The organism is Chenggangzhangella methanolivorans (genome assembly GCF_042648545.1).
Classification (GTDB): Bacteria; Pseudomonadota; Alphaproteobacteria; order Rhizobiales; family Methylopilaceae; genus Methylopila; species Methylopila methanolivorans.
In genome coordinates this window covers 1,201,547-1,218,972 of record NZ_JBHRXS010000006.1, presented here as the reverse complement: position 1 = coordinate 1,218,972, position 17,426 = coordinate 1,201,547, and the positions used below count along the sequence as shown (strand labels likewise).

Here is a 17,426-nt window from a genome sequence, read left to right as displayed (position 1 = left end):
TCCTGAAAGGGTTCCCCAAGTCGATTAAGCTAGGCTATTGAGCGGTGGCCAATTTTCTATGATGCGGCGCAAGCCGGCGGATGAATCATGCTCGACAAGCTCGATTTCCTTCTCGCGCTCGCCAAGGAGCGCCATTTCGGGCGGGCGGCCGAGGATTGCGGCGTCACCCAGCCGACCCTCTCCGCAGGCGTGAAGCAACTCGAGGACATGCTGGGCGTGCGGCTCGTCGAGCGCGGCTCGCGGTTTCACGGTTTTACGCCCGAGGGCGAGCGCACGCTCGAATGGGCGCGGCGCATCGTCGGCGACGCCCGCGCCATGCGCCAGGACATCGACGCGCTGAAGCGCGGCGTCGTCGGGCACTTGCGGATCGCCTGCATCCCGACCGCGCTGCCGCTGGTCGCGCAATTGACGACGCCGTTCCGCGCCCGCCATCCGGACGTCCGCTTCACGGTGCTGTCCTCGACCTCGCTCGGCATCGGCATCGCGCTCGACAATCTCGAGATCGACGCCGGCGTCACCTATCTCGACAACGAGCCTTTGGGCCGCGTCTCCGCGGTCCCGATCTGGCGCGAGGGCTATCGTCTGCTCACCTCGGCGGACGGCGAACTCGGCTTCCGCGAGACCGTGACTTGGCGCGACGTCGGCCGGGTGCCGCTCTGCCTTCTGACCCCCGACATGCAGAACCGCCGCATCGTCGAGGGCCTGCTGCGCGAGGCAGGGTCAGCGCCGTCGCCGACGCTCGAATCGAACTCGACCGTCGCTCTGTTCGCCCATGTGCGCACCGGCGCCTGGGCGAGCGTGCTGCCCCAGACATTCGCCGAGACGATGGGGTTGCCCGCCAACGTCCGATCGATTCCGATCGTCGAGCCGGAAGTGGTGCATACGGTCGGCCTCGTGGTGCCCCATCGGGATCCCATGACTCCGGCCACCAAGGCATTGGTTTCGGAAGCGAAATCGCTGGCCGCGCGGCTGGAGACACAGAGTTCGGCGTCCGGCGGCCATTGATAGAATTGTTCTATTGCGCCACGGCGATGCGCCATTGATTTGGAGATAAGGTCGGCTCACTCTCTGGGATAAGAAAAACTATAAGACTGCGATATCCCGGAGGAATGCTAGCCATGAGCACCGGCTACGCCGTAAGCGGCGGTGCAAGAGGGCGGTACGAGGCATGGACGCCCAACCGCGGCACTGAAATCATTTCCGACCATCTCGCGATGGAAGGCGCCACGCTGCCCATCCTGCACGCGATGCAGGAGGCCTTCGGCTACGTGCCGCAGGACGCCGTTCCGCTGATCGCCGACGCGCTGAACCTGTCGCGCGCGGAAGTCCATGGCACGATGACGTTCTACCACGACTTCCGGCACGAGCCGGCGGGCAAGCACGTCGTGAAGGTCTGCGTGGCGGAAGCCTGTCAGGCGGCGGGCGGCCACGTCACCTCCGAGAAGGTCTCGAAGGCGCTCGACTGCGCCTTTGGCGAGACCCGTCCCGACGGCCAGGTGACGCTCGAGCCGATCTACTGCCTCGGCCTTTGCTCCTGCGCGCCCTCCGCCATGGTCGACGGTCGGCTGATCGGCCGGCTCGACGACGAGGAGATCGAAGAGATCGCCGCGGAGTGCCGGGCATGAGCGCGTTCAAGCTTTACGTTCCCGGCGACGCCGCGGCGGTGGCTCTCGGCGCCGACCGCGTCGCGAAGGCGTTCGAAAAAGCCTTCGCCGAGAAGGGAATGGACGTCGAGATCGTCCGCAACGGTTCGCGCGGCATGCACTGGCTGGAGCCGTTGGTCGAAGCCGTGACGCCGCAGGGGCGCGTCGGCTATGGGCCGGTCAAGGCCAAGCACGTCGCCGGCCTCATCGACGCCGGCCTGTTCGAGGGCGGCGAGCATGAGCTGCGTCTCGGCGACGTCGAAAAGATCCCGTTCTTCGCGCGCCAGCAGCGCTTCACCTTCGCGCGCGTCGGTCTCGTCGACCCGGCTTCGCTCGAGGATTACGTGGCGCATGACGGCTACAAGGGCCTGAAGCGCGCCGTCGAGCTCGGCGGTCCGGCGACTGTCGAAGAAGTGTTCGAATCCGGGCTTCGCGGCCGCGGCGGCGCAGGCTTCCCGACCGGCATCAAGTGGCGCACCGTCGCCCAGTGCCCCCCGGGCCAGAAATACATCGTCTGCAACGCCGACGAGGGCGACAGCGGCACCTTCGCCGACCGGATGATCATGGAGGGCGACCCCTTCACGCTCATCGAGGGCATGACGATCGCGGGCCTCGCGGTCGGGGCGACCAAGGGTTACGTCTACTGCCGATCCGAATATCCTCACGCCATCAAGGCGATGAACGTCGCAATTAAGGCAGCGCGCAAGGCGGGTTATCTCGGGAAGCAGATCGCTGGCTCCGACTATGACTTCGACATGGAGGTCCGCGAGGGCGCGGGCGCCTATGTCTGCGGGGAAGAAACCTCGCTGCTCGAGAGCATCGAAGGCAAGCGCGGTCTCGTGCGCGCCAAGCCGCCGCTGCCGGCCCACAAGGGCCTGTTCGGCAAGCCGACCGTGATCAACAACGTGATCTCGCTCTGCTCGGTGCCCTTCATCCTCGCGAACGGCGCCAAGGCCTACGCCGACGTCGGCTTCGGCCGCTCGCGCGGCACCATGCCGATCCAGCTCGCCGGCAACGTGAAGTACGGCGGCCTCTATGAGATCGCCTTCGGGGTGACGCTGCGGGAGTTGGTCGAGGACGTCGCGGGCGGCACCTTCACGGGCAAGCCGATCCGCGCCTGCCAGGTCGGCGGCCCGCTCGGCGCCTATCTGCCCGAGCACCAGTTCGACACGCCGTTCGACTACGAGGCCTTCACCAAGATCGACGCGCTCATCGGGCACGGCGGCGTGGTGATTTTCGACGAGGACGTCGACATGGCCCGCATGGCGCGCTTCGCCATGGAGTTCTGCGCGGTCGAAAGCTGCGGGAAATGCACGCCCTGCCGAATTGGATCCACCCGCGGGGTGGAGACGTTGGACAAGGTGATCGCGAACAAGGATCGCGAACGGAATCTGCAGGTCGTCGAAGACCTCTGCCACACGATGAAGCTCGGCTCGCTGTGCGCTCTGGGCGGCTTCACTCCCTATCCCGTCCTGAGCGCCATCAAACACTTCCCCGAAGATTTCGGACGGGGCCACCTGTCCGTCGCGGCGGAGTGAGGAGAAAGCACATGGCTCTCATCCAGGAAATCGACTACGGCACGCCCGCTTCGAAAGCGGAGAAGCGCGTCACGCTGACCATCGACGGCCAGAAGGTCTCGGTGCCGGAAGGCACCTCGATCATGCGCGCCGCGATGGAGCTCAACAACGAGATCCCGAAGCTCTGCGCCACCGACTCGGTCGAGGCCTACGGCTCCTGCCGCCTGTGCCTCGTCGAGATCGAGGGCCGCAACGGCACGCCGGCCTCCTGCACCACGCCGGTCGCCGACGGCATCGTGGTCAAGACCCAGACCCCGCGGCTGAAGCAGCTGCGCAAGGGCGTCATGGAGCTCTACATCTCCGACCACCCGCTCGACTGCCTGACCTGCTCGGCCAACGGCGACTGCGAGCTGCAGGACATGGCGGGCGTCGTGGGCCTGCGCGAAGTTCGCTACGGCTACGAAGGCGACAACCACATCGTCTCCAAGAAGGACGAGTCGAACCCTTACTTCACCTATGATCCGGCCAAGTGCATCGTCTGCTCGCGCTGCGTCCGCGCCTGCGAAGAGGTGCAGGGCACCTTCGCGCTGACGATCTCGGGCCGCGGCTTCGAGAGCCGCGTGTCGCCGGGCATGGACGAACCGTTCCTGACCTCCGAATGCGTGTCCTGCGGCGCCTGCGTGCAGGCCTGCCCGACCGCGACGCTGATGGAGAAGTCCGTCACCGAGATCGGCACGCCCGAGCATTCGGTCGTCACCACCTGCGCCTATTGCGGCGTGGGCTGCACCTTCAAGGCCGAGATGCGCGGCGACGAGCTCGTGCGCATGGTGCCGTGGAAGGACGGCAAGGCGAACCACGGCCATTCCTGCGTGAAAGGCCGCTTCGCCTACGGATACGCCACCCACAAGGAGCGCATCCTCAAGCCGATGATCCGCTCCAACATCAGCGATCCGTGGCGTGAGGTCTCCTGGGAGGAGGCGATCGAGTATTCCGCCTCCGAGATGAAGCGCATTCAGGCGAAATACGGCCGCTCCTCGATCGGCGGCATCACCTCGTCGCGCTGCACCAACGAAGAGACCTACCTCGTCCAGAAGCTGGTCCGCGCCGGCTTCGGCACCAACAACGTCGACACCTGCGCTCGCGTCTGCCACTCGCCGACCGGCTATGGCCTGAAGACCGCGTTCGGCACCTCGGCCGGCACGCAGGACTTCGACTCGGTCGAGCAGTCCGACGTCATTCTCGTGATCGGCTGCAATCCGACCGACGGCCACCCGGTGTTCGGCAGCCGCATGAAGAAGCGTCTGCGCCAGGGCGCCAAGCTCATCGTGATCGATCCGCGCCGGATCGACCTCGTGAAGAGCCCGCACATCCGCGCCGACTATCACCTGCCGCTGAAGCCCGGCACCAACGTCGCGATGGTGACGGCCCTCGCGCACGTCATCGTCACTGAGGGCCTGATCGACGAGAAGTTCGTCCAGGAGCAGGGCGACCTCGAGACCTTCTACGCCTGGGCCGAGTTCGTGGCGCAGGACCGGAATTCTCCGGAAGCGACCGAGCTCGTCACCGGCGTGCCCGCGAACCTCGTGCGCGACGCCGCCCGGCTCTACGCCACCGGCGGCAACGCGGCGATCTATTACGGCCTCGGCGTCACCGAGCATTCCCAGGGCTCGACCACGGTTCTGGGCATCGCCAACCTCGCCATGGCGACCGGCAACATCGGCCGCGAAGGCGTGGGCGTGAACCCGCTGCGCGGGCAGAACAACGTGCAGGGTTCGTGCGACATGGGCTCGTTCCCGCACGAGTTCCCGGGTTATCGCCACGTCTCCGACGACGCCACCCGCGAGATGTTCGAGCAGCTCTGGGGCGTCCCGCTCGACAGCGAGCCCGGCCTGCGCATCCCGAACATGCTCGACGCGGCGATGGACGGCACCTTCAAGGGCCTCTACGTGCAGGGCGAGGACATCGCGCAGTCCGACCCTGACGCCAAGCACGTCATCGGCGGCCTCAAGGCGATGGAATGCGTCATCGTGCAGGACCTGTTCCTGAACGAGACCGCCAACTACGCCCATGTGTTCCTGCCGGGCTGCTCCTTCCTCGAGAAGGACGGCACCTTCACCAACGCCGAGCGCCGCATCCAGCTCGTCCGCAAGGTGATGGCGCCCAAGAACGGCTACGCCGACTGGGAGGTCACGCTCCTGCTCGCCAAGGCCATGGGCTACGAGATGACCTACGAGCATCCCTCGCAGATCATGGACGAGATCGCAGGCTCCACCCCGAGCTTCGCCGGCGTGTCCTTCGACCGGCTGGCGGAACTGGGTTCGATCCAGTGGCCCTGCAACGAGAAGGCGCCGGAAGGCACGCCCACGATGCACATCGGCGGCTTCGTGCGCGGCAAGGGCAACTTCGTCATCACCGAATATGTCGGCACCGACGAGAAAGTCGGCCCGCGCTTCCCGCTGCTGCTCACCACGGGCCGTATTCTCAGCCAGTACAATGTCGGCGCGCAGACCCGCCGCACCGAGAACTCGCGCTGGCACGAGGAGGATCGCCTCGAGATCCATCCCGTCGACGCCGAGGACCGCGGCGTGCGTGAAGGCGACTGGGTGACCCTGCGCAGCCGCGCGGGCGAGACCAGCCTGCGCGCGCTCATCACCGACCGCGTGGCTCCGGGCGTCGTCTACACGACGTTCCACCACCCGACGACGCAGGCCAACGTCATCACGACCGACTTCTCCGACTGGGCGACCAACTGCCCGGAGTACAAGGTCACGGCCGTGCAGGTGGCGCCGTCCAACGGTCCGTCGGCCTGGCAGCAGGAATACGAGGAGCACTCGCAGCTCTCGCGCCGCATCACGGCGCAGGCCGCGGAGTAAGCCTGACAAGCGTCATCCCGGACGGCGTGAGAGCGCCGTCCGGGATCGCATTCCTGAGAAGGCGTGAGAACTTCGCCTTGTCCCGGACTTGATCCGGGACCCAGAACTGAAACGATGCGGGATCGCGCGGCGCTTCAGTTGTGACGCGTCGCGGGTCTGGGTCCCGGATCAAGTCCGGGACGAGCGGTTTTGCTTCCTGCGCATTATCTTGGATCCATGACCGATCTCCCGTCCCCCGTCGCCCGTCTCACCCGCGCCGTCTGGCGCGCGGGGACGTTGCGCGACGCCTCCGAGCGGGCGACGCCCGAGGAGACGCCGGTCGCGATCGTCTATGACGGCTCCACGCAGGCCGTGATGATGGCGAGCCCGACCGACGTCGAGGATTTCGCCGTCGGCTTCAGCCTGACCGAAGGCATCGTCCGGAGCGTCGGCGAGATCGAAAGCCTCGAGATCGTGCCGCACGAGCTCGGCCTGGAGGCGCGGATGTGGCTCGCGAAGGACCCGGCGCGCCAACTCGGCGCGCGCCGCCGCGCCATCGCCGGGCCGACCGGTTGCGGGCTCTGCGGCGTCGACAGTCTCGCCGAGGCGGTGAAGCCCGCGCGGCTGGTTTCTGCCGACACGATCGTCACTTCCGCCGATGTCCACGAGGCGCTCGAAGCGCTGTCGCGGGCGCAGGCGCTTAATTTCGAGACCCGCGCGGTCCACGGCGCGGGCTTCTTCCGGCCGGGGCATGGGCTTCTTGCGGTCCGCGAGGACGTCGGCCGCCACAACGCGCTCGACAAGCTCGCGGGCCATCTCGCCCGAACCGGCGAAGACGCCTCGACGGGCTTCGTCGTGCTGACGAGCCGCGTCTCGGTTGAGATGATCCAGAAGGCCGCGGTCATCGGGACCGGCCTCGTGGTCGCCGTTTCCGCCCCGACCGCGCTCGGCGTGCGCCTCGCCGCCGAGGCCGGGATCACGCTCGCGGCCATCGCGCGCGGCGACGGCTTTGAAGTCTTCACCCATCCGCATCGCATCATCGAGGGCGCGCAAGACGCCCGCACGGGAGCCGCCTGAACCATGAGCCGGGAAGCAGAACTCGCACATGAAGGCGAAGAGCATCACAAGTCGACGCTCGACCGCCTGATCTACATGGGCAACCAGATCGGCTGGTTCTTCAACAGCCAGCCGGAGGGACTGCGCATCCCCGGCATTTTGGACCACATCCAGCATTTCTGGGATCCGCGCATGCGCGCCGAGATCTTCCGTCACATCGACGAGGGCGGCGGCGCTGGCCTCGACGCCAACGTGCTCGAGGCGCTGACCCAGCTGAAGCTCGCGGAAGCCGGCCAGATCAAGACGCGCGGCGAGGCCGGCAAGATCGACACCGGCCAGCAGCGCGCAGGCGAGGCGCCGCCGGAAGTCACGAAGCAGGGGCTCGGCTGAGTTCGGCCGGCGCTTAAGTCTCGTCCATCGCCAAGAGCCGCCTATCTTCCCGTGGCGAGATCCATTCCCCGGGGAGGGCGCGTGAGCGTCGATCACAAGCCGCTGTTCTCGATTTTGCGATGGACGCCGTCCTGGCGGCTGCCGGAATTCGCCCCGCTCGTCGGTTTCATGAGCTGCGCGGCGCTCGCCTTCTGCTTCGTGCGCATCGCCGACGAAATGGTCGAGGGCGAGACGCGCGCCTTCGACGAGCGCATCCTGCTCGCGCTGCGCGATCCCGCAGACCTGAAGCGCCCAATAGGCCCGGCCTGGCTCGAGACCGCCATGGTGGATCTCACGGGCCTCGGCGGCGTGCCGACGCTCACGCTCATCACCGCGCTCGTGGTGATCTACCTTCTGGTGGCGCGCCGCTTCGGCAACGCGGCGCTCGTCGCGCTGTCGATTTCGGGCGGCGCCATTCTCACCAGCGTGCTCAAGATCGGCTTCGCGCGCCCACGTCCGGAAGTCGTCGACCACCTGGTGGCCGTGCAGTCGCTGAGCTTTCCGAGCGGACACGCGATGGCGTCTGCTGTCGTCTATCTCACGCTCGGGGCCCTGCTTGCGCGCACCGAACGGCGGCGCGCTGTCCGCGGCTACATCTTTGCGGTCGCTGGCTTCCTGACGCTTCTGATCGGCGTCACGCGGGTGTTTCTGGGCGTCCATTACCCGACCGACGTGCTGGCCGGCTGGACGCTCGGCGCCGCATGGGCGCTGCTCTGCTGGCTGGTCGCCCGCTGGCTCAGGCCGCGCGACAACGAGACGGAACAGCCGGCCTAGGCGCAAGCTGAAGAGCGGCGTCTCAGCCTTCGACTACGCCTCGGTCGAGATGACGCCTGGGGCCGCCAGAATCGTTTCGAACGTCTCGCGCCAAGCTGCCGGCCATTCGCAAGGGCGACGGGTGTCGCGATCGACGCACGCGTGCACGAACCGCCCTTGCGCGCGCGGCGCGTCCTCGCCCTCGCCGAAGAGGCCGATGCGCCACGTGACCGACTTGGCCCCGATCTCGGCGACCGCGAGCCCGCTCTCGATCGTTTCGGGAAACGAGAAGCCGCGGAAATAGGCGCAATCGCTTGCGACGACGAAGAACATCGGATCGCGCTCGGCGTCGGCCATCACCCTGGCGGCGATCAGGAACGACGTGATGGTGGTGTCGAAGAACGAATAATAGAGCGCGTTGTTGACGTGCCCGTAGACGTCATTGTCGGCCCAGCGGGTCGTGATCCGATGAGCGAACCGATAGGCGCCGCGGGGCAGGGGGACTGGTCGCGACATCGAAACTCCGACGCTCGGATGGGTGCGGCGCGCTAACAGGGTCATAGCGGAATTCTGCTGGCATGTTAGACAGCGCACGCGCTGCGCGCCGCCCGGGCCGCGCCGGTTCCTGCGCTCTTCCCTACGCCTGTCATGACCCTCGGCATTCTCTTCAAGCTCGCATCCGCGTTCCTCTTCACCGTCATGGCCGCCCTGATCCGAAGCGTCGGGCTGGACGTGCCGCTCGGCGAGATCGTGTTCGCGCGCTCGTTCTTCGCGTTGATCCCGATCATGATCTGGCTCCGGTGGCGCGGCGTCGCCCGTCGCGCGCTCGTCACCGACCGCCATGTCGGCCACATGCTGCGCGGGATGATCGGCGTGTCGTCCATGTTCCTCATGTTCGCGGGCCTTGCGCGTCTGCCGCTGCCCGACGCGACCGCGCTCGGCTACGCCTCCCCGATTTTCGTGGTGATCTTCGCCGCGGTGCTTTTGCGCGAGAAGATCCATGCGATGCGCTGGACCGCGGTCGCGGTCGGGCTTTGCGGCGTCGTGGTGATGCTATGGCCGCAGCTCTCGACGGGGGCGCTCGCGAAGGTGCTCCACGACGGTCCGCAGGCCGACGAGACGGCGCTCGGCGTGGCTTTCGCGCTCGGCGCGACGGTTCTGACCGCCGCGGCCATGATCCAGATCCGCCGCCTGACCGAGTCGGAGGGAACCGGGACCATCGTGTTCTATTTCTCGGTGTGGTCCGCGGTCGCGGGTCTCGCCAGCGCGCCGATCCTCGGCTGGGAATGGCCCGACGTCGCCACCGGGCTGACGCTTGTCGCGATCGGCTGCGTCGGCGGGGTCGCGCAGATCCTGCTGACCGAGAGCTACCGCCGCGCCGACGCATCCCTGATCGCGCCGTTCGAATATTCCACGATCCTCTGGGCGCTCGCGATCGGTTACCTCGCCTTCGGCGACCTGCCGTCGGGCTGGACGGCGATCGGCGGAGCGATCGTCGTGGCGTCGGGCGTCGCGGTCGCGCTGCGCGAGCGTCAGCTCGGCATCAAGCGCGCGCGGGTGCGCAAGGCGACGCCGCCGCCGCCCGCCGCGTGACGTGGAGGCGAAGGCCCGCTATCTCAGGTCGATGACGCCGATCGCCCTCACCATCGCAGGCTCCGATTCCTCCGGCGGCGCCGGAATCCAGGCGGACCTCAAGACCTTCTCCGCGCTCGGCGTCTATGGCGCTTCGGCGATCGTCGCGCTCACCGCCCAGAACACGCTCGGCGTCACCGCGATCCACGATGCGCCGCCTGAGTTCATCGCCGCCGAGATTGACGCGGTGATGGACGATCTCGACGTCCGCGCCGTGAAGATCGGCATGGTGTCGCGCGTCGAGACCATCGAGGCGATCGCCGACGCGCTCATCCGCCACAAGGTCGAGCGCATCGTGCTCGATCCGGTGATGGTGGCGTCGTCCGGCGCGCGCCTGCTCGCCCCGGACGCGATCGCGGCGGTGCGCGACCGGCTGGTGCCGCTCGCGCTCGTGGTCACGCCCAACCTGCCTGAAGCCGCGGAGCTGCTGGGCGCCGAGATCGCGCGCGACGAGGTCGACATGGCCGAGCAGGCGAGGGCGCTGCGCCGGCTCGGCGCGCGGGCCGCGCTCGTTAAGGGCGGTCACGGCGAGGGAGCGGAAGCCGCCGACGTGCTCGTCGGCGAGGACGGCGCGGCGAGCCGCTTCGCCGCACCGAGAATCGCGACGCGCAACACCCATGGAACCGGCTGCACCCTGTCCTCGGCGATCGCCGCCGAGCTCGCCAAGGGACGCGGGCTCGTCGACGCGGTGTCGACCGCAAAAGCCTATGTGGCGGCTGCGATCGCCGCCGCCGACCGCCTCACGATCGGCCGAGGCCACGGGCCGGTGCACCACTTCCACGGATGGTGGGACGCGGACCTCTGAGCCGCCTTGTGCGCCAGGCCGCAGGCGGCTAGCGTCGTCCGTCCTGCCGGACGCTCGTTCGGCTCTTCAAACGAGATCCTGTGATGGCCTGGCGTCCCCGGAGCGAGCTCGAGACCGGCGCGCAGATTGTCTCCGGCCAGCTCGGCAAGACGGTTCAAAGGCTGCGCAAGGCCTACAACCTCTCGCTGTCGGAGCTCGCCGAACAGTCGGGCGTCGCCAAATCGATCATCAGCCAGATCGAGCGCAACGAGACCAATCCGACGCTCGCCACCATCTGGCGGCTGAGCCAGGCGCTCGACGTTTCGATCGAGCGCGTGCTCGCCTCGGCCGAAGACGAGCCTTTCGTCGAGAAGCTCGGCCGCGCCGAGACCCCGATGCTCGTTTCCGACGACGGCAAGGTCCGGCTCGCCATCATCGGCTGGATCCGCACCGTCGAATGGCTGCAGTGGTACGATTTGAAGGCCGAAGCCGGCGGCGCGCTCGAATCTGACGCGCACCAGCGCGGTTCGCTCGAGTGCCTGTCGGTGCTGTCGGGAGAGGCCGAAGTCGAGATCGCCGGCCATGTCGAGGCTGCGCGGGCGGGTGAGACCCTGCGCTACCGCTGCGACCGGCCGCACGTCATCCGCGCGGTCGGGCGCGAACCGCTTCACGCCACCATGGTGTGCATCATGAAGGCTGCGGTGATGGAGTGAGGGTCGGCGCGCGAAAGCCCGAACCTCATCCCATGAACCCCAGAACCTCGACGCCGACCCCGGCGTCCTCCAGCCGCTCGACCGAGGCCGTGAAGTACGGCTCGTCCGAGGGCGCCGCGATGATCAGCACGCCATAGGGCGCGCCGCCGGCGGCGCCGAGCGAGCCGGCAACGATGCCGAAGTCGAAGCCGAGATCGCGGGCGACAGAAGTCAGAACCGGCCGCGTCGCGGCTTCGCCCTCGAAGGCGAGGCGGATCAGCGCCCGGCCGTTGGGTCTCGGCGCTTCGATCAGGCGTCCGGCGATGAAGGGCGGAAGCGTCGCGCCGGTGGCGGCGGCCGCGAAGCGCCGGCTGACCGGATGCTCCGGCCGCGCGAAGACGCGGGCGGTCGGGCCCTCCTCGACGATCCGTCCGTCGTCGAGCACGATCACGCGCGGCGCGAGCGTGGTGACGGGTCCCATGTCGTGGGAGATCACGATGATCGAGATGCGCGTCTCCGCGTTCACCCGCGACAGCGTGGCGAGGAACGTCTCGACGATCGCCGGATCGAGCGCCGATGTCGCCTCGTCGAGGATCAGGAGCCGCGGCGAGCAGGCGAGGGCGCGGCCGAGAGCTGCGCGGCGCCGGCCGCCGTCGGACAGCTCTTCGGCGTCCCGGTCGGCGTCGTCGGAGAGATCGAGCAGGTCGATCAGCCGGTCGACGGCGGCGGCGGTCGGTTGTCCCGCCGCGCAGGACGCCTCGTGGCGCTCGCTCAGGATCTGTCGCACCGTCCGGTCGTCCGGGAGATCGGGATCTGCGCCGAGCACGGCGACGCCGCGGCGCACTCGCGCGCCGGCCGCCTCGTAATCCGCCCCGCCGAACGCCACGGTCCCGCCGCAGGGAGCCTCGAGGCCCGCCGCGAGTTGCGCCACGGTCGACTTGCCGGATCCCGACGGGCCGATGATGGCGAGGATCTCTCCCTCGGCGAGGTCGAAGCTCACGCCGTCGAGCGCGACGCGCGTCGCGCCGGCGCGGCTCTCATAGGTCTTACGGACGTCGGAAAAGCGAACGAGCGGCGCGACTTCGGCGGCCGCGGGAGCTGGGGACAGTCTCAGGGGAGCGTTCATGAGCGGCCTCCGGGAAATCAGGCCTGACGGCGAGGGGACGAGGACTACGAGACGCGGGCCGGCTTGCGCCGCGCCCAGAGGCGGGGCTTCAACAGCCGGTGCGTTTCGATACCATCGTCATTACGCTGCTCCTGGCGGCTGCGGCCGGACGACCGCTGATCGACATGTCCGGGGCGATCCAATCTCTGGTGGCGCCGGGGTCCGCGCGGGCGTGAAGCCAGCGTCTCGGCGCAAGGTGAGTCTCGTTCGGATTAGCGAACGTGTCAAGCCGCGAGACGCCCACCTTGCTGAATGGCGCTGTCCACTGAGAGTGATGAAACAGTCTAAAATGAAGCCAGATAACGAAAGGATCGCGCCGAAGCTCGCGTTTGCAACAATGCGTCTCGCCGCCGCGAAAACCGACCAAATCGTTCTTTAATTCGAACAGTTCGGGTTCATGATCCTCAATTCCGTCTATTCCGCGCTGCCCGTGACGGTGTTCGAGCGCATGTCGCAACTCGCGCGTGAATGCGGCGCGGTGAACCTCGGACAGGGCTTTCCCGACGATCCGGGCCCCGAAGACGTGCGCCGAAAAGCGGCCGAGGCCGTCGTCAGCGGATCGAATCAATATCCCCCGATGATGGGTCTTCCGGAGCTGCGCCGAGCGGTCGCTGCGCATTACGGGCGCTGGCAGGGCCTCGAGCTCGATCCGGACGCCGAGGTCATGGTGACGTCCGGCGCGACCGAGGCGATCGCCTGCGCTTTGTTCGGCCTCGTGGAGCCTGGCGACGAGGTGGTTCTGCTCCAGCCGCTCTACGACGCCTATCTGCCGCTGGTGTGTCGCGCCGGCGCGGTCCCCCGTTTCGTGAGCCTGGCTCCCCCCGACTGGCGGATCGACGAGGACGCGCTGCGCGCCGTCGTGGGGCCGAAGACCAAGGCGGTGCTGCTCAACAACCCGCTCAATCCCAGCGGCGCGGTCTATTCGCGCGAAGATCTGGAGACCGTGGCGCGGGCGATTCAGGATTCGAACGCGCTCGTGATCGCCGACGAGGTCTGGGAGCACGTGGTGTTCGACGGCCGCGCACATGTGTCGGCGATGGCCGTCGAGGGGCTCGCCGACCGGACCGTGAAGATCGGCTCGGCCGGAAAGATGTTCGGCATGACGGGCTGGAAGGTCGGTTTTCTCTGCGCGCGACCCGACATTCTGAAGGTGCTGGCCAAGGCTCACCAGTTCCTGACCTTCACGACGCCACCGAACCTTCAGAGCGCGGTCGCCTACGGACTTGGGAAGGAGCGGGCCTGGTTCGAAGGGATGCGAGCAGGGCTGCAGGCGAAGCGCGACCGTTTCGCGGCCGGCCTCGCCAGGGTCGGCCTCGCGCCGCTCGAAAGCGCCGGCACCTATTTCCTCAACGTCGACCTCTCCTCGATCGGCGTCGCCGACGACGTCGCGTTCTGCGAACGCCTGGTGCGCGAGGCGCGCGTCGCGTCGATCCCGGTGTCGGCCTTCTATGCGGAAAACGCCGTGAGGACGGTCGCGCGCTTCTGCTTCGCCAAGGACGACGCGACGCTCGACGAGGCAGTGGCGAGGATCGCGGCCTTTCGCCCTTGAAGCGGCGGGCGGCTTGAGACGGGGCCGTCTCCGCCCGATGATCCCTCCACCAGAGCGAGCCCGGAGACGACCATGACGCAGACGCCCGCAGGAGCCGAGGCCGTCATCGCCCGCCGGATCGAGCAGGGACGGGGGCTCGAACTCGCGGATCTCGTCATCAAGGGCGCGCGCGTCCTCGACATCGTGACCACGAAATTCTTCGAAGGCGACGTCGCGATCTGCGGCGACACCATCGTCGGGGTCTTCGAGGCCTATGAGGGCGTCGAGACGATCGACGGGCGCGGGCTGACGGTCGTGCCCGGCTTCATCGACGCCCATCTCCACATCGAATCCTCGCTGCTCGCCCCGCCCGAGTTCGAGCGCTGCGTGCTGCCCCACGGCGTCACGACCGCGATCTGGGATCCGCACGAGATCGTCAACGTCCTCGGGACGCACGGCATCGACTACGCGCTCGCCTGCGCCGAGACGGCGGTGATGGACATCCGCGTGAACCTGTCGTCCTGCGTTCCGGCCTCTCCGCTGGAGACGTCCGGCGCGCGGCTCGAGGTCGAGGATCTCGAGCCCTATCGTGGCCATCCGAAGGTCATCGGTCTCGCGGAGTTCATGAATTTCCCCGGCGTGCTGGCCCGTGATCCAGGGTGCCTGGCCAAGCTCGCCGCCTTCCAGTCCGGCCACATCGACGGCCACGCCCCGCTTGTCCGCGGAAAGGACCTCAACGGCTATCTCTCGGCGGGCATCCGCACCGACCACGAGGCCAACAACTACGAGGAGGCGTTCGAGAAGCTCCGCAAGGGCATGAGCGTGCTGATCCGCGAGAGCTCCATCGCCAAGGATCTCCATGCGCTCTGGCCGCTCATCACCCCCGAGACCTCGGCCTTTCTCGGTTTCTGCACCGACGACCGCAATCCGGTCGAAATCGCGGAAGAGGGCCACATCGACCACATGATCCGCTGGACCATCGCGCAGGGCGTCGACCCCGCGCATGTCTATCGCGTCGCGAGCTGGTCGGCCGCGAACGTGTTCGGCCTGCGCGATCGCGGCGTCGTCGCGCCGGGCAGGCGCGCCGACCTCGTGCTGTTGTCGGATTTCGAGACCTGCCGGATTAAGACGGTGATCGCGGGCGGCAAGATCGTCGGACCGCAGACCTTCGAGGGCCGCCAGGTTCCTCAGCCCGTCGGCCTCGAAAGCATGAAGGCGGAGCCGGTCGAGGCCGCTGACCTCGCGGTGAAGGGCGAGGCCGGCCCGCGCGCGGTGATCGGGGTCGTGCCGGGCAAGATCGTGACGGAGCGCCTGGAGATCGAGCTGCAGGCCTCCGGCGGCGGCGTCGCGCCCGATCTTTCACAGGACGCGCTCGGCGTGGCGGTCGTCGCGCGCCATGGCGTGAACCGCAACATCGGCCGCGGTTTCGTGAAGGGGTTCGGCCTTCGCGAGGGCGCGATCGCCTCGTCGGTCGGGCACGACAGCCACAACATCTGCGTCGTAGGGACGGACGCTTCCGAGATGGCCGCGGCGGCGAACCGGGTGATCGAACTCGGCGGCGGCTTCGTGGTGACGGCGGGCGGGGCCGTGAAGGCCGAGCTCGCCTTGCCGCTCGCCGGCCTCATGAGCCTCGAGCCGCACGAGGCGGTGCGCGAGAGTCTCCTCAAGCTGAGGGCCGCCGCGAAGGCGCTGGGCTGCCCTTTGGCCGAACCGTTCCTTCAGGTCGCGTTCCTTCCGCTCGCCGTGATCCCCCATCTCAAGATCACCGACTTTGGCATGGTGGACGTCGACCGGTTCGAGCTGGAGCCGGTCTGAGACATCCCCGCATAAGTTGAGTCAGACACTTGCGCCGGGCGTCGGCCGGCGTGCTAAAGGGGCGGTGCGGCGTTCGGTATCAGGGGCGAGGACGGCGGCCGCGGGGTTTCGGCAGGTCGGGCGATGAGCGCAGGCGAACTGGGACGGATCGTGGCCGGCGTCGGCCCGCGCCCCGTCGTCGTCCTGTCGGACCGCTACCCCCCGGACACAGCCGGCGGCGCCGAGCTGAGTCTTCACCTTCTGTTGCGCGAGGCCCCGCTCCGGGACCGCGTTCTCGTCGTGACCTTCGACAAGTCGCTCGCCCAGCCGACGCGGCGAAACCTCGACGGCGTCGAGGTCTTGGCGCTTCCGGCGAACGCGGCCTGGCCGCTCCATCGCCTGTCTCAGGACGAGGTCGAGCGGCTTAAGCGTCTGCCCTATGGGCTGAAGTGGCTGGCGTTTGCGCGGGAGACGCTCGTCGGCGCCTGCCGCGATCCGCGCACCCACGCGCCGGCCGTCGCCCTCCAACTCGCTGGTCCTCCGCCCGGAGGGGTGCGGATGGCGCACGCCACGGTGCCCGAGGGGCGCGCCCAGGCGGACATCCGCGAGATCCTCGATCGCCTTCAGCCGAGCCTCGTCCACGCCGACAACGCGCGCTCCATCATGATGGCGGCCGACGTGTTGAAGGACAGGCCCGAGCCGCTCGTCGCGCTGGTGCGCGACCATCGGTTCACGAGCTTCAAGTTCGACCAGACGCTCGCGCCGCTGGAGCCCGGACGCCTGAGCCTGAGGGGGCGGCTGGAAGCGATCTGCGCCCGCGCCGCGCTCGCCTACCGCCAGACCTGCCTTCGACGGGCGGGCGTCGTGATCGCGACGAGCGCCCATCTCGCCTCGACGCTGGAGGCGGTGGCGGAGCCCGAACGTCTGAGGCGCGTCCCGCTCGAGCCGGTCGAGCTCGAGGAGCCGTGGCCGACGCCGGACCATGACGCGTTCTCGATCCTTGTCGTGGGGTCGCTGACGAACAACAAGGGGCAGGCCCATCTGGTCGAGGCCTGGCCCGAGATTCTCAAGCGCGTTCCGAACGCTCGCATCGACATCGCCGGGCAGGGCGCGTCCCGGCGCGAACTCGAAGCGGCGATCCGGCGCCTGGGCGCTGAGGGACGGATCCGCCTGCATGGCCACGTCGCCCACGACGCCCTCATGGCGCTCTACCGGGATTGCGACGTGGTGGCGCTTCCGACGCTCTGGTCCGAGCCGTTCGGGCGCGTGCCGCTCGAGGCCGCCGCGGCGGGGCGCCCGGTGGTCGCCTACGCTTCCGGAGGACTGACGGAGACGATCGTCGACGGCGTCACCGGCCGGCTCGTCGCCCGCGGCGACCGCGCAGCTTTCGTGGCGGCGCTGGCGGGGCTTGCGGCGGACGGCGAGGCGCGGGCGCGGATGGGGGCGGCGGGCCGGGAGCGGGTGGTCGAAGCCTATGCGCCGGCGCGGCTCGCCCAGACGCTCGCGACGGTCTGGGACGAGATCCTCAACGCCGGAGAGCCGTCGGCGGGCCTGCGCCGCGCCTCGGCGGGCGGCCGTTAG

General features: G+C 68.4%; 15 protein-coding genes. 13 read left to right on the top strand and 2 right to left on the bottom strand.

Annotated features, from left to right (window positions below; all coding sequences use genetic code 11):
- The first annotated feature begins 87 nt into the window (after positions 1-87).
- The 7 genes from ACFOWB_RS17285 to ACFOWB_RS17255 all read left to right on the top strand — a co-directional run bounded on the left by ACFOWB_RS17285 (position 88) and on the right by ACFOWB_RS17255 (position 8,271).
- Entirely contained in the window at positions 88-1,005 is a 918-nt protein-coding gene (locus ACFOWB_RS17285) for a LysR family transcriptional regulator (protein ID WP_261403375.1), read from the top strand.
- A gap of 113 nt (positions 1,006-1,118) precedes the next feature.
- On the top strand, positions 1,119-1,625 hold the full coding sequence (locus ACFOWB_RS17280) for a formate dehydrogenase subunit gamma (protein ID WP_261403374.1): 507 nt from the start codon (positions 1,119-1,121) through the stop codon (positions 1,623-1,625).
- Complete coding sequence (locus ACFOWB_RS17275; RefSeq protein WP_378148508.1) at positions 1,622-3,181, top strand: formate dehydrogenase beta subunit; 1,560 nt, start codon at positions 1,622-1,624, stop codon at positions 3,179-3,181. Before ACFOWB_RS17280 ends, ACFOWB_RS17275 begins: the two co-directional genes overlap by 4 nt.
- Positions 3,182-3,192: 11 nt before the next feature.
- On the top strand, positions 3,193-6,033 hold the full coding sequence (fdhF, locus tag ACFOWB_RS17270) for a formate dehydrogenase subunit alpha (RefSeq protein WP_378148506.1): 2,841 nt from the start codon (positions 3,193-3,195) through the stop codon (positions 6,031-6,033).
- Between the two features lie 216 nt (positions 6,034-6,249).
- Positions 6,250-7,089, top strand: coding sequence for a formate dehydrogenase accessory sulfurtransferase FdhD (gene fdhD / locus ACFOWB_RS17265; RefSeq protein ID WP_378148504.1), 840 nt, complete (start codon positions 6,250-6,252; stop codon positions 7,087-7,089).
- A gap of 3 nt (positions 7,090-7,092) precedes the next feature.
- Complete coding sequence (locus ACFOWB_RS17260; RefSeq protein WP_315855111.1) at positions 7,093-7,458, top strand: formate dehydrogenase subunit delta; 366 nt, start codon at positions 7,093-7,095, stop codon at positions 7,456-7,458.
- Between the two features lie 81 nt (positions 7,459-7,539).
- Positions 7,540-8,271, top strand: a complete 732-nt coding sequence (locus ACFOWB_RS17255) for a phosphatase PAP2 family protein (protein WP_261403373.1) — start codon at positions 7,540-7,542, stop codon at positions 8,269-8,271.
- Positions 8,272-8,304: 33 nt separating this feature from the next.
- Here the strand turns inward: ACFOWB_RS17255 and ACFOWB_RS17250 are convergent, their stop codons facing one another.
- A complete protein-coding gene (locus ACFOWB_RS17250) occupies positions 8,305-8,766 on the bottom strand; it encodes an acyl-CoA thioesterase (RefSeq protein ID WP_261403372.1) in 462 nt (153 codons plus the stop codon).
- 132 nt (positions 8,767-8,898) lie between these two features.
- Here ACFOWB_RS17250 and ACFOWB_RS17245 point away from each other — a divergent pair, with 132 nt between their 5' ends.
- From ACFOWB_RS17245 to ACFOWB_RS17235, 3 genes are all read left to right on the top strand, one after another.
- The gene (locus ACFOWB_RS17245) at positions 8,899-9,843 is read left to right on the top strand and encodes a DMT family transporter (RefSeq protein ID WP_261403371.1); all 945 of its coding nucleotides are present in this window, start codon (positions 8,899-8,901) and stop codon (positions 9,841-9,843) included.
- Between the two features lie 31 nt (positions 9,844-9,874).
- Complete coding sequence (gene thiD / locus ACFOWB_RS17240) at positions 9,875-10,687, top strand: bifunctional hydroxymethylpyrimidine kinase/phosphomethylpyrimidine kinase (RefSeq protein ID WP_261403370.1); 813 nt, start codon at positions 9,875-9,877, stop codon at positions 10,685-10,687.
- 83 nt (positions 10,688-10,770) lie between these two features.
- Positions 10,771-11,379: a helix-turn-helix domain-containing protein gene (locus tag ACFOWB_RS17235; RefSeq protein ID WP_261403369.1), complete on the top strand. Its 609-nt coding sequence runs from the start codon at positions 10,771-10,773 to the stop codon at positions 11,377-11,379.
- Positions 11,380-11,404: 25 nt separating this feature from the next.
- Here the strand turns inward: ACFOWB_RS17235 and ACFOWB_RS17230 are convergent, their stop codons facing one another.
- Positions 11,405-12,484 carry an ATP-binding cassette domain-containing protein gene (locus tag ACFOWB_RS17230; RefSeq protein ID WP_378148499.1) on the bottom strand — a complete coding sequence of 360 codons (1,080 nt, stop codon included), beginning with the start codon at positions 12,482-12,484 and terminating at the stop codon, positions 11,405-11,407.
- 436 nt (positions 12,485-12,920) lie between these two features.
- Between ACFOWB_RS17230 and ACFOWB_RS17225 the strand changes: the two genes are divergently transcribed.
- From ACFOWB_RS17225 to ACFOWB_RS17215, 3 genes are all read left to right on the top strand, one after another.
- A complete protein-coding gene (locus ACFOWB_RS17225) occupies positions 12,921-14,072 on the top strand; it encodes an aminotransferase (protein ID WP_261403367.1) in 1,152 nt (383 codons plus the stop codon).
- Positions 14,073-14,144: 72 nt separating this feature from the next.
- Positions 14,145-15,866, top strand: a complete 1,722-nt coding sequence (gene ade / locus ACFOWB_RS17220; protein ID WP_261403366.1) for an adenine deaminase — start codon at positions 14,145-14,147, stop codon at positions 15,864-15,866.
- Between the two features lie 123 nt (positions 15,867-15,989).
- Positions 15,990-17,426 (top strand): glycosyltransferase family 4 protein, encoded by a 1,437-nt coding sequence (locus ACFOWB_RS17215; RefSeq protein WP_378148496.1) that lies wholly within the window; start codon positions 15,990-15,992, stop codon positions 17,424-17,426.